This is a genomic window from Stenotrophomonas sp. 63632_Sma, assembly GCF_056482875.1.
Genome location: NZ_CM151220.1, coordinates 3,456,106 through 3,471,082, shown reverse-complemented (window position 1 = coordinate 3,471,082; position 14,977 = coordinate 3,456,106). Strand labels below are relative to the sequence as shown.

16 protein-coding genes are annotated in these 14,977 nt (G+C 67.1%); 9 read left to right on the top strand and 7 right to left on the bottom strand.

The features are described 5' to 3' along the window. Positions 1–197 precede the first annotated feature (197 nt). The 5 genes from mdtD to ACZK45_RS16135 form a co-directional block, all read right to left on the bottom strand. Positions 198–1,607 carry a multidrug transporter subunit MdtD gene (mdtD, locus tag ACZK45_RS16155; RefSeq protein ID WP_478444916.1) on the bottom strand — a complete coding sequence of 470 codons (1,410 nt, stop codon included), beginning with the start codon at positions 1,605–1,607 and terminating at the stop codon, positions 198–200. Positions 1,608–1,699: 92 nt separating this feature from the next. Next, positions 1,700–2,782, bottom strand: coding sequence for a uroporphyrinogen decarboxylase (hemE, locus tag ACZK45_RS16150; protein ID WP_032127799.1), 1,083 nt, complete (start codon positions 2,780–2,782; stop codon positions 1,700–1,702). Between the two features lie 26 nt (positions 2,783–2,808). Continuing rightward, the gene (locus tag ACZK45_RS16145) at positions 2,809–3,048 is read right to left on the bottom strand and encodes a WGR domain-containing protein (RefSeq protein ID WP_032127800.1); all 240 of its coding nucleotides are present in this window, start codon (positions 3,046–3,048) and stop codon (positions 2,809–2,811) included. Between the two features lie 144 nt (positions 3,049–3,192). Further along, on the bottom strand, positions 3,193–4,305 hold the full coding sequence (gene aroB / locus ACZK45_RS16140; protein ID WP_478444915.1) for a 3-dehydroquinate synthase: 1,113 nt from the start codon (positions 4,303–4,305) through the stop codon (positions 3,193–3,195). Continuing rightward, on the bottom strand, positions 4,302–4,844 hold the full coding sequence (locus ACZK45_RS16135) for a shikimate kinase (protein WP_032127802.1): 543 nt from the start codon (positions 4,842–4,844) through the stop codon (positions 4,302–4,304). Before ACZK45_RS16135 ends, aroB begins: the two co-directional genes overlap by 4 nt. Before the next feature lie 98 nt (positions 4,845–4,942). Between ACZK45_RS16135 and ACZK45_RS16130 the strand changes: the two genes are divergently transcribed. Then, positions 4,943–5,146, top strand: a complete 204-nt coding sequence (locus tag ACZK45_RS16130; protein WP_005410663.1) for a dodecin family protein — start codon at positions 4,943–4,945, stop codon at positions 5,144–5,146. A gap of 6 nt (positions 5,147–5,152) precedes the next feature. Here the strand turns inward: ACZK45_RS16130 and ACZK45_RS16125 are convergent, their stop codons facing one another. Then, positions 5,153–5,980, bottom strand: a complete 828-nt coding sequence (locus ACZK45_RS16125; protein WP_253145175.1) for a kinase — start codon at positions 5,978–5,980, stop codon at positions 5,153–5,155. Between the two features lie 40 nt (positions 5,981–6,020). Here ACZK45_RS16125 and pdxH point away from each other — a divergent pair, with 40 nt between their 5' ends. From pdxH to ACZK45_RS16110, 3 genes are all read left to right on the top strand, one after another. Then, the gene (pdxH, locus tag ACZK45_RS16120) at positions 6,021–6,620 is read left to right on the top strand and encodes a pyridoxamine 5'-phosphate oxidase (protein ID WP_032127805.1); all 600 of its coding nucleotides are present in this window, start codon (positions 6,021–6,023) and stop codon (positions 6,618–6,620) included. A gap of 9 nt (positions 6,621–6,629) precedes the next feature. Then, positions 6,630–6,989 carry a YqfO family protein gene (locus ACZK45_RS16115; RefSeq protein WP_253145173.1) on the top strand — a complete coding sequence of 120 codons (360 nt, stop codon included), beginning with the start codon at positions 6,630–6,632 and terminating at the stop codon, positions 6,987–6,989. Positions 6,990–7,150: 161 nt separating this feature from the next. Beyond that, positions 7,151–7,612, top strand: coding sequence for a DoxX family protein (locus tag ACZK45_RS16110; protein WP_197616310.1), 462 nt, complete (start codon positions 7,151–7,153; stop codon positions 7,610–7,612). A gap of 136 nt (positions 7,613–7,748) precedes the next feature. On the opposite strand, the gene prpR is transcribed toward ACZK45_RS16110, so the two are convergent. Then, positions 7,749–9,332 carry a propionate catabolism operon regulatory protein PrpR gene (prpR, locus tag ACZK45_RS16105; RefSeq protein ID WP_346486825.1) on the bottom strand — a complete coding sequence of 528 codons (1,584 nt, stop codon included), beginning with the start codon at positions 9,330–9,332 and terminating at the stop codon, positions 7,749–7,751. 153 nt (positions 9,333–9,485) lie between these two features. Here prpR and prpB point away from each other — a divergent pair, with 153 nt between their 5' ends. From prpB to ACZK45_RS16080, 5 genes are all read left to right on the top strand, one after another. Beyond that, positions 9,486–10,379: a methylisocitrate lyase gene (prpB, locus tag ACZK45_RS16100; RefSeq protein ID WP_049401429.1), complete on the top strand. Its 894-nt coding sequence runs from the start codon at positions 9,486–9,488 to the stop codon at positions 10,377–10,379. Positions 10,380–10,415: 36 nt separating this feature from the next. Further along, complete coding sequence (prpC, locus tag ACZK45_RS16095) at positions 10,416–11,573, top strand: bifunctional 2-methylcitrate synthase/citrate synthase (protein WP_014038133.1); 1,158 nt, start codon at positions 10,416–10,418, stop codon at positions 11,571–11,573. A 97-nt stretch (positions 11,574–11,670) separates the two neighbouring features. Next, positions 11,671–14,289 (top strand): Fe/S-dependent 2-methylisocitrate dehydratase AcnD, encoded by a 2,619-nt coding sequence (acnD, locus tag ACZK45_RS16090; protein WP_478444914.1) that lies wholly within the window; start codon positions 11,671–11,673, stop codon positions 14,287–14,289. A 100-nt stretch (positions 14,290–14,389) separates the two neighbouring features. Beyond that, on the top strand, positions 14,390–14,647 hold the full coding sequence (locus tag ACZK45_RS16085) for a type II toxin-antitoxin system ParD family antitoxin (RefSeq protein ID WP_006384133.1): 258 nt from the start codon (positions 14,390–14,392) through the stop codon (positions 14,645–14,647). 121 nt (positions 14,648–14,768) lie between these two features. After that, positions 14,769–14,960 (top strand): hypothetical protein, encoded by a 192-nt coding sequence (locus ACZK45_RS16080; protein ID WP_478444913.1) that lies wholly within the window; start codon positions 14,769–14,771, stop codon positions 14,958–14,960. Positions 14,961–14,977 lie beyond the last annotated feature (17 nt).

Here is a 14,977-nt window from a genome sequence, read left to right as displayed (position 1 = left end):
GAAACTGTCGGGGGTGGGGCGGTGTGGGGCTGCAGGACCGTTGGCGCCATGGATGGCGCCATCGAGCCCCCAAGGATGGGTTTACGGCGTGTCCTGAAGCCCCACACCGCACCGCCCAGCGCACAGCATTCACAGAGCCGGTTTTTGCTGTTGCTGCGGCTTCTAGCGGGTGCAGGGCGCAGCCCTGCCGAACCCCCTCACTCCGCGACGTGCTCGACCTGCCGTGGCTCCGGCTTGGTGTCGGGCAGCTGCCAGAAGATCATCGTCGAGGTCAGGGTGATCGCGCCCACGCACAGGAACGTCGCATGCAGTGCCGCGGTGGCGCTGTTGCTGTCCAGGTGATTGCCGAACGCGGCCAGCAGGCTGCCGGCCGCCGCGGCACCGAAACCGGCGGCGAGCATCATCACCATCGACAGCAGGCTGTTGCCGGAACTGGCGAACTCGCGGTCCAGATCCCGCAGCGTCACGGTGTTCATCACGGTGAACTGCAGTGAATTGACCGCGCCGAAGAACGCCAGCTGCAGCAGGCGCCAGGCCAGGTGCTGGCCGGGTGTCATCAGGATGAAGCTGGTCATCGCCAGGCCCACCAGCACGGTGTTGACCATCAACACGCGGCGGTAGCCGTAGCGCTCGACCAGCTTCACCGCCAGCTTCTTCGACACCATGCCGGCCGCCGCCACCGGCACCATCATCAGGCCGGCGTTCATCGGGCCAAGGCCCAGGCCGACCTGCAGCAGCAACGGGATCAGCATCGGCATGGCGCTGCTGCCGATGCGCGAGAACAGGTTGCCAAGGATGCCGATGCGGTAGCTGGGCACGCGGAACAGGGCCAGCGAGAACAACGGCGCGGTGGAGTTGGCGGCATGCAGCCAGTAACCGACCAGTGCGGCCAGGCCGGCCACGGTCATCAGCATCACCAGCGCATGTGGCGTTCCGAGCCCGGAGATGCCGTCCAGCGCCAGCGACAGCACCACCATCGCAAAGGCCAGCATGATGTAGCCGCGCAGGTCGAAACGGGTGCGATGGCTGGCGTAGTGGTCGGGCATGATCTTCATCGCGGCGATGAAACCGATCACGCCGATCGGCAGGTTGATCAGGAACACCCAGTGCCACGACGCGATCTCGACCAGCCAGCCACCCAACGTCGGGCCGATCAACGGGCCGACCAGTGCCGGGATGGCTATGAAGCTCATCGCGCGCAGGAAGTCCTCGCGTGGCACCGAACGCATCACTGCCAGGCGGCCGACCGGCAGCAGCATCGCACCGCCGATACCCTGCAGCACACGTGCCCCAACCAGCTGGTGCAGGTGCTGGGCCAGCGCGCAGGCCAGCGAGCCGAGGGTGAACAGGATGATCGCTACCAGGAAGGTACGACGCGTGCCGTAGCGGTCGGCAATCCAGCCGGAGGCAGGGATGAAAGTGGCCACCGCCAGCGCGTAGCTGAACACCACCGACTGCATCTGCAGCGGGCTTTCTCCCAGGCTGGCCGCCATCGCCGGCAAGGCCGTGTTGACGATGGTCGAGTCCAGCATCTGCATGAAGATCGCCAACGAAACCAGCCACAGCAGGGGGCGCTGGCGGTTGTAGGTCGATGGCGATGTGGACATGGGGTGTGGCCGGTGCAGCGTGGGGGACGTCATGATCGCGCACTGCGGGTCACGGCGCGATCAACATCGCGCCGCAACCGCATGCGCAATGCTCAGCGCTGGCTGTGCGCGTGCACCGCGTCGACCAGCACCTGCACGTGCGCCGGGTCCATGTCCGGCGACATGCCGTGGCCGAGGTTGAACACATGGCCCTCGCGCGAGCCGCCATTGCCGGCGGCATAGGTGTCGAGCACGCGTGCTGCTGCGGCGGCGATCGCATCCGGCGAGGCGTACAGCGTGGTCGGGTCGAGGTTGCCCTGCAGGGCGACGCGGCCGCCGGTGCGGCGCATCGCCTCGTCCAGGTCCAGCGTCCAGTCCAGGCCCAGCGCATCGGCGCCGGTCTGCGACAGCGCTTCGAGGTGCAGGCCGGTGCCCTTGCCGAACAGGATCAGCGGGGTGCGCTCGTTGCCTTCGCCGCGCTCCAGGCCCTCGGCGATGCGCTGCAGGTAGCGCAGCGAGAACTCGCGGTACATCGACGGCGACAGCACGCCGCCCCAGGTGTCGAACACCTGCAGTGCCTGTGCACCGGCCGCGCGCTGCGCGCCGAGATAGGCGATCACCGCCTCGGTGGTGACCTCCAGCAGGCGGTGCAGGGCCTGCGGATGGTTCAGTGCCATCGCCTTGATCCGCGCGAAGTCCTTGCTGCCGCCGCCTTCCACCATGTAGCAGGCCAGCGTCCACGGGCTGCCGGAGAAACCGATCAGCGGCACCTGGCCGTCCAGCTCACGGCGGATCAGGCGCACCGCGTCCATCACGTAGCCCAGGTCCTGTTCCATGTCCGGCACCGCCAGCCTGGCGATGGCCGCTTCATCACGCACCGGGTGGCGGAACTTCGGGCCTTCGCCTTCGACGAAGTACAGCTCCAGGCCCATCGCATCGGGAATGGTGAGGATGTCCGAGAACAGGATGGCCGCATCCAGCGGGAAGCGGCGCAGCGGCTGCAGGGTAACCTCGCAGGCAATCTCCGGATTCTTGGCCATGGCCAGGAAGCTGCCGGCCTTGGCCCGGGTCGCGCGGTATTCCGGCAGGTAGCGTCCGGCCTGGCGCATCAGCCAGACGGGGGTGCAGTCCACCGGTTCGCGGCGCAGGGCGCGCAGCAGGCGATCGTTGCGGAGAGGGCTGGTCACGATGGGCATTCCTTGGACGAAAGTTGGCAGCGGCGTCAGTCGCCGTGCGAGAGGATCTGGAAACCGCGATGCAGTTCGGCATCGCGGGCCTTCTCGAAGGCATGGCGGGCTTCGTCGGCCTGCAGGAACAGCTCGCGCCGCAGCTGCGAGCGGCTGCCGACGCGGCCGCTCTCGCGCAGCAGTTCCCAGCCGCCGAACAGATCCGGCTGCAGGCTCAGGCGCAGGAAGCGCGGTGCCTGCGCACCGGCGTCGGGATGTTGCAGGTAGACGTGCATGGCGCCGATTGTAGCGGGGCCAGGGTGACCCCGGCCGCAACGCGGTCGTGCCGGCCGCTGGCCGGCAATCCTGCCGCGCAGCCCGGTAGTCGCAGCCGCTGGTAAGCTTCCCCGTTTGCTGAAGTTGTAGGCCGGCCGTAGCCACTACCGGGCCGACAGCACCTTCAGCACCGCCGCCTCATCCACGTCCGGCACCACTTCGGCGCGGCCCATGCCGCGCCACAGCACCAGGCGCAGGCGGCCGGCCACGTTCTTCTTGTCCAGCCGCATGCGGCCGAGCAGGGCCTGCGGGTCCAGCCCCGCCGGGATCGCCACCGGCAGGCCGAGGCGTTCCAGCAGCGCCTGCAGGCGCGCGCGGTCGGCATCGTCGGCCAGGCCCAGGTCGGTGGACAGCGTTGCCGCCAGCACCATGCCCACCGCCACCGCTTCGCCGTGGTTCAGCGCATCGCGGCCCGGGGCGGAATAGCCCTGTTCGGTCTCGATGGCGTGGCCGAAGGTGTGTCCCAGGTTGAGCAGGGCACGTTCCCCCTTCTCGAACGGATCGCGCTCGACGATGGCGGCCTTGTGCCGGCAACTGCGCGCGATGGCTTCAGAAAGCGCGTTGTCTTCGCCGGCCAGCAGCGCATCGGCATGCTGCTGCAGCCATTCGAAGAACACTGCATCGCCCAGCGCGCCGTACTTCACCACTTCGGCCAGGCCGGCGCGCAGCTCGCGCGGTGGCAGGGTGGCCAGCACGCGGGTATCGGCAATGACCGCGCGCGGCGGATGGAATGCGCCGACCAGGTTCTTGCCGGCCGGAATGTCGACCGCGGTCTTGCCGCCCACCGACGAATCGACCATCGCCAACAGGGTGGTCGGAAGCTGCACGCAGTCCACGCCGCGCATCCAGCAGGCCGCGGCAAAACCGGCGAGATCACCGACCACGCCGCCACCGAGGGCGAACACGCAGGCATCCCGGGTGGCGCCGAGCGCGGCCAGCGCTTCGATCGCGCGGCCGAATTCGGCCAGGGTCTTGGAGGCTTCGCCGGCGGCCAGCACGTGCTCGCCGACGATCAGGTCGGGGCGTGCGGCCAGCAGCGTCTGCTTCACGGCGGCCAGGTAGCGCGGAGCCACTTCGCTGTCGCTGAGCAGCAGCACGTGGCGGCCGCGCACATGCGAGGCCAACGCGGTGCCGTCGGTCTGGGCACCAGCGCCGATGGTGATGGAGTAGGGGCGGTCGCCGCCAACGGCGACCTGCAGCAGGGCGGGGGAAGTCATGCGGTCAGGTCCTGGCGCTGCCATTGCGTGGCCAGCTTGACCACCAGGTGGGCGGTCGCGTCGGCAGCGGTGTACGGGTCGGTATCGAGGGTGAGGTCGGCCAGTTCGCGGTACAGCGGGTCGCGGTGAGCAGCCAGATCGTGCAGCACCTGCTCGCGGTCCGGGCGCTGCAGCAGTGGCCTGCCTTTGTCGCGGGCCAGGCGTTCCAGCTGCGCGGCCACGCTGACCCGCAGGTAGACCACGAAGCCGCGCTGGGCAATCAGGGCGCGGTTATCCGGATCGAGTACGGCGCCTCCACCGGTGGAAACCAGCTGGCCGCGGCCTTCCAGCACACGGGCCAAGGCTTCGCGCTCATGGCTGCGGAAGCCGGTTTCACCCGAGTGCTCGAAGATGGTCGGGATGCTGGCGCCGGCGGCATCGACGATGGCCTGGTCGACATCGACGAAGTCCAGCGTGAAGCGCTCGGCCAGGCGGCGGCCGATGCAGGTTTTGCCGGCGCCCATCGGGCCGATCAGGATCAGGTTCGGAGCAGGATTCATGCCCTCTGATGCTAACACCTCCGTGCCCTTGCCTTTACGTTCTTCACGTCAGGGTAGGCGTTCCTGCGGGGTCTCCCGCGCCAGCCGGAGTACAGGCCATGACGGTCGCCAAGGTCATCGAAATCACCGCCTCCTCGCCCAAAAGCGTGGAAGACGCCGTGCGCAGCGGGCTGAAGAAGGTTTCCGAGACGGTCAAGGGCATCCAGGGCGCCTGGGTGAACGAGACCAAGGTGGTCACCAATGGCAGCGGCGAAATCACCGAATGGCGGGTCAACCTGCGTGTAACCTTCCTGGTGGAATAGGCGCGCTCAGCGTACGTCCTGCACCTGGCGCTGGCCGTCCAGCACCACCACGTGGTCGGCTAGGGCGGGCAGGGCGCGCAGTGCCTGCCGGCTGACCCGCTCGTAGTACTGCACGAAGCGTTCCAGCTGAGGCCGGCTCATGCCGTGCCGGCCCGGCTGCGCGGCCTGCAGGTTCTGCTCCTGCTGCCAGCGCCAGCGTGGTACCACCGAGAAATCCGGCGGCTGCAGGAACCACAGGCGGTCGCAGCGCTGCCACAACGCCGGGTAGTCGCGGGCCAGCGCCTGGTTGCACCAGCGGCGCCAACGGCCATCGGCGTCGGCCTCGCGCTCCAGTGCGTTCAGCGGGCTGTCCAGTGCGTTGTCATCCTGCGCCGGTGTGCAGAGGAACCAGCCTTCGAACACCAGCAGGTCCAATGGCTGCTGCAGCTGCGGCCACTGAGCCTCGGGCAGGCGTTCATCGGCCAGCTTGTCGAATCGTGGCATCGCGAAGGGCTGGCGTGCGGCCACCGCGTCCAGCACGCCGTGGGCCAGCGGCAGGTCGTGGGTGCCGGGCGGCCCGCGGGTGATCAGCAGCGGATGCACCTGGCGGGCCAGTCGCTGGCGCTGCGCACGGGTGAGGTAGACGTCATCGATCGACAGCGTGGCCGCGTTCAGGCCGCGTGCCTGGGCGCGCGCCACCACCTGCGCGGCCAGCGTCGATTTGCCGCTCCCCTGCAGGCCGCTGATCGCCAATACTGGAACCGCTGCACCGCTGCCCAGCGCATCATCCAGCGCCTGTTCGGCCAATGTTTCGGGGAATCCTTTCACCTGGGGCATATACGCAGCAGCGGCCATGCAGCCACAATAGCCCAATCCGTGTGAGAAGAACGCAATCATGAGCGACCTGTACGCCGAAGCCCTGTCCACGTTTGCCGGCCTGTTCGACGAGGCCAAGCAGAGCCGCGAGGTCGAGCCGAATGCGATGACCGTGGCCACCGCCGATACGCAGGGCCGTCCCTCGGCGCGTACCGTGCTGCTGAAGGCCTTCGACGAGCGTGGCTTCGTCTTCTATACCCACCTGGACAGCCACAAGGGCCAGGAGCTGCAGGCCAATCCGCAGGCCGCGCTGTTGTTCCTGTGGCGCAGCCTGCGCGAGGCGGGTATCCAGGTGCGCATCGAAGGCCGTGTCGAGCAGGTTGCCGATGCTGAAGCCGACGCCTATTTCGCCAGCCGCCCGCGCATGAGCCAGATCGGCGCCTGGGCCTCGCAGCAGTCGAAGACGCTGGCGACGCGCGAGGAATTCGACGCGCGCGTGGCCGAGATCGAAGCCCGCTTCGAAGGCAAGGACGTGCCGCGCCCGGACGGCTGGAGCGGCCTGCGCGTGGTACCCGACCGCATCGAGTTCTGGTACGGCGCGCAGTTCCGCCTGCACGAACGCTGGTGCTATGAAGCCGGTGCCGAAGGGCGCTGGAGCAAGCGCCTGCTGTATCCGTAAGGCAACCTGATGCAACGCCTGCCGCTGTACCGTGTGGTGGTGTTCGTGCCGTCGGCAGCACTGGATGCAGTGAAGCAGGGCATCCTCGCGGTGGACGCGCTGGCGGCCGGCGACTACGAGCACGGGATGTGGTGGTCCGCGCCGGGGTTCGAGCAGTTCCGCCCGCGCGTGGGTGCGTCGCCCGTGCAGGGTGAGGCGGGCCGCACCGAAGTGGTCGACAGCGTGCGCCTGGAATTCTGCCTGCCTCGGAATCCGCAGCGGCTGCAGCGCATCTTCGAACAGGGCATCGTGCCGCATCACCCGTGGCAGGTGCCGGTGGTGCAGGTGGAGGAAATCGAGCTGCTGCTTACTGACGCACGCTTTTTGTAGAGTCGAGCCATGCTCGACTGCGGGTGCTCTGGCGCGCAAGGCAGTCGAGCATGGCTCGACTCTACAAGAGCAGGCTGTCGCGAACGGACTGGTCAGCTTCATCTGCGAGCAGGTCAGCAACCGGCACACTCCGACGAATGCCCTCGATTTCCGGAGTCGCCATGCCCTCCTGGCGTTGCCTGTTTGCCGTGCCATCACCGCGTTGTGGCGTGGAGGCTTACCTGCTGCTGCTTGCCCGCATCGTCGCCGGTGTGATGTTCTGCGTCTCCGGCTGGAACAAGGTGTTCACCGACGCGGGGCGCGAGCGCATGGTGCATACGCTGGTCGATACGGGGATTCCGTTCCCGGTGTTCAGTGCGCCGGTGCTGGGCGGCATTGAATGGATTGCGGGCGGCCTGCTGGTGCTGGGCCTGCTCAGCCGGCCCTCGGCCCTGCTGCTGGCGGCGATCTGTGCGGTGGCGGCGCTTACCGATGGCATAGCGCGCATTCCTGCGGGACTGAGCGTGCCGGATTGGCTGAGCTGGTTCTTCTATCTGAGTGAAGTGCCGCTGGGGGTGCTGCTGTTGTGGACTGCTGCAGTGGGGAGTGGACGGTTCGCCATCGAAGCGCGCTGGGCACGCTGAGCGCTCGTCGTCCGCGTGCAGCCGGAGCGCGTCTGTAGCATTTGGTGTGTTCCGGTAAATCCACGCCATGCGTGGATGAGATGCTTGACGGAAGAGCGGTGCGAACCAAGGTTCGCACCCACCAGGCAACGAGTGGTTACAACCCCTCCGCGCGCAGCCAGCGCCATAGCGTGGTGCGTGATACGCCCAGCGCCTGCGCCATCCCCTCGCGGTCATTGCGGTGTTCCTGCAACAGCGTTTCCAACTGCGCACGCGGCGGGCGCTTGCCGTTGCTTTCCACCGGCAATGCTGCAACGCCCTCGTTCACCAGTTCGGGCGCCAGCCGCAGCAGTCGCGCCGCATCGATCAGCCCTTCGCCCGGCTGCCAGTGGATGCGCAGACGATCAATGAGATTGCGCAGTTCGCGCACGTTGCCGGGCCACTCCGCGGTGGTCAGTACCGCCAGTGCATGCTCATCCAGTGGCGCATCGATGCCGCGCAGCTGGCGGAAGAAGTGCTGTGCCAGCAAGGGGATATCCGCGCGCCGCGCACGCAGCGAGGGCAGGGCGATACGCAACGCGGCCAGGCGGTAGTACAGGTCGCGGCGGAAGCTGCCGGCTGCCGCGCGCTGTTCCAGTGATTGCAGTGTCGCGGCCACCACGCGCAGGTCCACCGGGGTCGGTTCGGTGGCGCCCACGCGCAGTACCTCGCGTTCTTCCAGTACGCGCAGTAGGCGGGTCTGCAGCGGTAGCGGCAGTTCGCCGATTTCGTCCAGGAACAGCGTCCCGCCGTCTGCGGCTTCGACCAGGCCGACACGGCCTCCACGGCGTGCGCCGGTGAAGGCCCCATCGCTGTAGCCGAACAGCTCCGCTTCCAGCAGCGATTCGCTGATCGCGCCGCAGTTCAGCGCCACGAAGCGTCCGCGACGGCCACTGGCGGCGTGCAGCTGCCGCGCCACCAGTTCCTTGCCGGTGCCGGTTTCGCCGGTCACCAGTACGGTGCTGTCGTGCGGTGCATAGAGCGCGATCTGTGCGCGCACCTGGGCCATCGCTTCGCTGTCGCCGAGCAGTTCATGCGTGTCGGCACGCGCTGCCGCGCGCCGGCGCGGGGCGGCTCGGTTGCCGCTGGAGCGGGCCAGGGTCTGGGTCAGTTCCAGTGCATGTTCGAACGCCTGCCGCACCGAGTCGGCCGAATACAGCAGCACCCCAGGCAGGCCGGCCTGTTCGGCGTGGTCGATGGCCATGCCGGTGCCGACGATCACTTCGATGCCGTTGGCGCGCAGATCGGCGATGCAGTCGCGTGCGTCCTCGCGGGTGACGAAACGGCGATGCTCGATATCCAGGCCGAAACTCTGCTGGAAGTTGCTGAACACCGGCACGTCGCTGGCGTGGGTGACCAGGCCGATGCGGCTGGCGATGCGTCGCGCGCGCGCCAGTGCTTCCATCAGATCGAAGCCGTTGGCCTGGATCGGCACCAGTGGCAGCTCCAGCCTGCCGCGCAGCCAGGCGGCGTTGGAGCCACCGGCGATCACCACATCGCAGTGCTCGCGACGCAGGCGCTGGCCGATCACCTCCACCGCTTCCTCGAAGCCGAGGTTGATCTGCTCGATGCGCGCGCGGCGGTCGAACTCCGGAATGACGTCGCCGAGCAGGCCGGTCAGCCGCGAGACGCTGACCGTCCAGATCACCGGGCGGCCGGGGTCGGCATCGGCATGGCGCAGGGGCGAGCGGGGCAGGTACATGGCGGCGGGTTCGGGCGAAGTGTTTCATGATACATCTGTTTCAGTGTTTCATATGTTTCACTGTTGAGTGACGGTCATGTCCGTGAAATCAACGGCTTGCAGCTTGGCATGGTGCTTGCGCCTACCCATCCGTTCTTCAACCTGGATTGCCGCATGACTGCTTCCGCCCCTTTCTCCGCCGGTGCCCGTTTCCGTGAGGCGCTGGCTGCCGAGTCGCCGCTGCAGGTGATCGGCGCGATCAACGCCAACCACGCCCTGCTGGCCAAGCGCGCCGGCTTCCGTGCCATCTACCTGTCGGGCGGCGGCGTTGCCGCGGGCTCGCTGGGCCTGCCGGACCTGGGCATCAATACCCTGGAAGACGTGCTGGTGGACGTGCGCCGCATCACCGATGTCTGCGATCTGCCGCTGATGGTCGACATCGACACCGGCTTTGGCCCGAGCGCGTTCAACATCGCGCGCACCGTGAAGTCGCTGATCAAGGCCGGCGCGGCCGCCTGCCACATCGAGGACCAGGTCGGCGCCAAGCGTTGCGGTCACCGCCCGGGCAAGGAGATCGTCTCGCAGGGTGAAATGGTCGACCGGGTGAAGGCGGCCGCCGATGCCAAGACCGATCCGGACTTCTTCCTGATCGCGCGCACCGACGCCATCCAGGTGGACGGCGTGGACAAGGCTATCGAGCGCGCCATCGCCTGTGTCGAGGCCGGTGCCGATGGCATCTTCGCCGAGGCTGCCTACGACCTGGACACCTACCGCCGCTTCGTCGACGCGGTGAAGGTGCCGGTGCTGGCCAACATCACCGAATTCGGCGCCACCCCGCTGTTCAGCCGCGATGAACTGGCCTCGGCAGGCGTCGCGATCCAGCTGTTCCCGCTGTCGGCGTTCCGTGCCGCCAACAAGGCCGCCGAGAACGTCTACCAGGCGGTGCGCCGCGATGGCCACCAGCGCAACGTGGTGGACACCATGCAGACCCGCGAAGAACTCTACGACCGCATCGGCTACCACGCGTTCGAGCAACAGCTCGATGCACTGTTCGCCGCCAAGAAATAAGCAGTACCCTGCACCATCAAGTTTTCGGAGGGAAACATGAACGATACGACCGCAACCCCGACCTTCAAGCCGAAGAAGTCCGTCGCCCTGTCCGGCACCGCCGCCGGCAACACCGCGCTGTGCAGCGTGGGCCGTAGTGGCAACGATCTGCACTACCGTGGCTACGACATCCTGGACCTGGCCAACACCAGCGAGTTCGAGGAAATCGCCTACCTGCTGGTGCACGGCAAGCTGCCGACCCGCGCCGAGCTGGTTTCGTACAAGGCCAAGCTGAAGTCGCTGCGCGGCATTCCGGCAGCAGTGAAGGCGGCGCTGGAAGAACTGCCGCCGTCGGCACACCCGATGGACGTGATGCGCACCGGCGTGTCCGTGCTCGGCTGCGTGGCGCCGGAGAAGGACGATCACAACCATCCGGGCGCGCGTGACATCGCCGACAAGCTGATGGCCTGCCTCGGTTCGATGCTGCTGTACTGGTACCACTGGAGCCACAACGGCCGCGCCATCGACGTGGAAACCGACGACGACTCGATCGGTGGCCACTTCCTGCACCTGCTGCACGGCGAGAAGCCGCAGGAATCGTGGGTGAAGGCGATGCACACCTCGCTGATCCTGTACGCGGAACACGAGTTCAACGCCTCGACCTTCACCTGCCGCGTCATCGCCGGTACCGGCAGCGACATGTACAGCGCGATCTGCGGTGGCATCGGCGCGCTGCGCGGCCCGAAGCATGGCGGCGCCAACGAAGTGGCGTTCGAAGTGCAGAAGCGCTACGACAACCCGGATGAAGCCGAGGAAGACATCAAGGCCCGCGTCGAGCGCAAGGAAGTGGTGATCGGTTTCGGCCACCCGGTCTACACCGTCTCCGATCCGCGCAACAAGGTGATCAAGGACGTGGCCCGCGAGCTGTCCGAAGAACAGTCCAGCATGAAGATGTACGACATCGCCGAGCGCCTGGAATCGGTGATGTGGGACATCAAGAAGATGTTCCCGAACCTGGACTGGTTCAGTGCCGTCAGCTACCACATGATGGGCGTGCCGACCGCAATGTTCACTCCTCTGTTCGTGATCGCCCGCACCGCCGGCTGGAGCGCGCACATCGTCGAGCAGCGCATCGACGGCAAGATCATCCGCCCGAGCGCCAACTACATCGGTCCGGAAGACCGCGACTTCGTCGCCATCGACAAGCGCGTCTGATCCACCTGCTGTACCCATCCGGCCGGCCGCGTGCCGGCCGGATGCTTTCGCCGCCGCACCGCCGGCACCCGGCCCGCCTCAAGCACTCCGCCAGCCCATGAATACCGATTACCGTAAGAACCTCCCCGGCAGCACGCTGGATTATTTCGACGCGCGTGCCGCTGTCGATGCGATCCAGCCCGGCGCCTATGCCACCCTGCCGTACACCTCGCGCGTGCTGGCCGAGAACCTGGTGCGCCGCTGCGATCCGGCCACGCTCGGCGATTCGCTTAAGCAGCTGATCGAGCGCCGCCGCGACCTCGATTTCCCGTGGTTCCCGGCGCGCGTTGTGTGCCACGACATCCTCGGCCAGACCGCACTGGTCGACCTGGCCGGCCTGCGTGATGCGATTGCCGACAAGGGCGGTGACCCGGCCAAGGTGAATCCGGTGGTGCCGGTGCAGCTGATCGTCGATCACTCGCTGGCGGTGGAGTGCGGAGGTTTCGATCCGCAGGCGTTCGAGAAGAACCGCGCCATCGAAGATCGCCGCAACGAAGATCGTTTCCACTTCATCGACTGGACCAAGCTGGCCTTCGAGAACGTGGACGTGATTCCGCCGGGCAACGGCATCATGCACCAGATCAACCTGGAGAAGATGTCGCCGGTGGTCTACGTGCAGGACGGCGTGGCCTTCCCGGATACCTGCGTGGGCACCGACAGCCACACCCCGCACGTGGACGCGCTGGGCGTGATCGCGATCGGCGTGGGCGGCCTGGAAGCGGAGAACGTGATGCTGGGCCGCGCGTCCTGGATGCGCCTGCCCGACACCGTCGGTGTCGAACTGAGTGGCCGCCCGCAGCCGGGCATCACCGCCACCGATGTGGTGCTGGCCCTGACCGAGTTCCTGCGCAAGGAACGCGTGGTCGGTGCGTGGCTTGAATTCTTCGGCGAGGGTGCCGCGGCACTGACCATCGGTGACCGCGCCACCATTTCCAACATGTGCCCGGAGTACGGCGCGACCGCCGCGATGTTCTACATCGACGGGCAGACCATCGATTACCTGCGCCTGACCGGCCGCGAGGAATCGCAGGTGGCGCTGGTGGAGAACTACGCCCGTACCACCGGCCTCTGGGCCGATGACCTGGCTACCGCACAATACGAGCGTGTGCTGCGCTTCGACCTGTCCAGCGTGGTGCGCAACATGGCCGGCCCGTCCAACCCGCACAAGCGCGTGGCGACCGCCGAGCTGGCCGAGCGCGGCATCGCCGACGAAGCCAAGCTGGAAGCGGGCAAGGCCGAGCAGGCGCAGGGGCTGATGCCCGACGGCGCGGTGATCATCGCCGCCATCACCAGCTGCACCAATACGTCCAATCCGCGCAACGTGATCGCCGCCGCACTGCTGGCGCGCAAGGCCAACGAGCGTGGCCTGCTGCGCAAGCCGTGGGTGAAGTCGTCGCTGGCGCCGGGTTCGAAGGCGGTGCAGCTGTACCTGGAAGAGGCCGGCCTGCTGCCGGACCTGGAAAAGCTCGGCTTCGGCATCGTCGCCTTCGCCTGCACCACCTGCAACGGCATGAGTGGCGCGCTGGACCCGAAGATCCAGCAGGAAATCATCGATCGCGACCTGTATTCCACCGCCGTGTTGTCGGGCAACCGCAACTTCGATGGCCGCATCCACCCGTATGCGAAGCAGGCCTTCCTGGCTTCGCCGCCGCTGGTGATCGCCTATGCCATCGCCGGCACCGTGCGCTTCGATATCGAGAAGGACGTGCTGGGCGTGGACACCGACGGCAACGAGGTGCGCCTGAAGGACATCTGGCCGAGCGACGCCGAGATCGACGCGGTGGTGAAGGCCTCGGTGAAGCCGGAGCAGTTCCGCCGCGTCTACAACCCGATGTTCAACGTGCGTGTGGAGCACGGTGCGGCGGTCAGCCCGCTGTACGACTGGCGCCCGCAGAGCACCTACATCCGTCGCCCGCCGTACTGGGAGGGCGCGCTGGCCGGTGAGCGTACGCTGTCTGGCATGCGCGCATTGGCGGTGCTGCCGGACAACATCACCACCGACCACCTGTCGCCGTCCAACGCGATCCTGGCGTCCAGTGCCGCCGGTGAGTACCTGGCGAAGATGGGCCTGCCGGAAGAGGACTTCAATTCCTACGCCACCCACCGCGGTGACCACCTGACCGCGCAGCGCGCCACCTTCGCCAACCCGAAGCTGTTCAACGAGATGGTGCGCAACGACGACGGCAGCGTGAAGCAGGGTTCGCTGGCGCGCGTGGAGCCGGAAGGCAAGGTCATGCGCATGTGGGAAGCGATCGAAACCTACATGGACCGCAAGCAGCCGCTGATCATCATCGCCGGTGCCGACTACGGCCAGGGCAGCTCGCGTGACTGGGCCGCCAAGGGCGTGCGCCTGGCCGGCGTGGAGGCGATCGCGGCCGAAGGCTTCGAACGGATTCACCGTACCAACCTGATCGGCATGGGCGTGCTGCCGCTGGAGTTCAAGCCGGGCACCACCCGCCTGACCCTGGGCATCGATGGCACCGAGACCTTCGACGTGATCGGCGAGCGCACCCCGCGCGCTGACCTGACCCTGGTCATCCACCGCCGCGACGGCCAGGACGTGATCGTGCCGGCCACCTGCCGCCTGGACAGCGACGAGGAAGTGGCGATCTACGAAGCCGGCGGCGTGCTGCAGCGCTTCGCCCAGGACTTCCTGGAAGGCGCCAAGGTGGCGTGATGCCGGACTGAATGCCTGCCCCCGGAGGCCGGGGGCGGGCTTGTCCGACACCAGGGCAGGGCGCACACTGACTTGGCAAAAACTGCCAAAGGAGAGTTTCATGGCCACCATGAACATTTCGCTGACCGATCCGCTCAAGCAGTTCGTGGACGAGGAAGTGCGCGAAGGCGGCTACTCCAGTACTTCGGATTATGTGCGTGACCTGATCCGCCAGCGTCAGCGCAGCAAGGCTGAAGAGCTGCTCAAGCAGTTGATTGCCGAGGGGCTGGCTTCTGGGCCTGCCGTTCCGGTGACTGCGGCCACATTCGAGCGGATGCGTCGCGAACTGACCGAAAGGATGGAGCGTGAAGGCGATTGAATGGAGGCCCCGGGCCGAGACAGACGCAGCCGACGCCGCGCTGTGGTACGCATGACAGGGAGGGCTGGCACTGGGTCAGCGCTTTCTCGCCGAGCTGGAGGCCACGCTTCAACGTATTGCGATGTTCCCTGCGTCAGGTTCCGTCCGCCATGCCGACCTCGCCGCACAGTTACCGGCACTCTTGCGCTTCATGCAGGTTCCGGGCTTTGAACGCTATCTCGTCTACTACCTCGATCTGCCGGACCGCGTGGACGTCATGCGGGTGTGGTGCGTTGATCGTGGCCTTGACGCACTGATGCAAGACATTTCCTGAAATCCAAACGCTTGGAT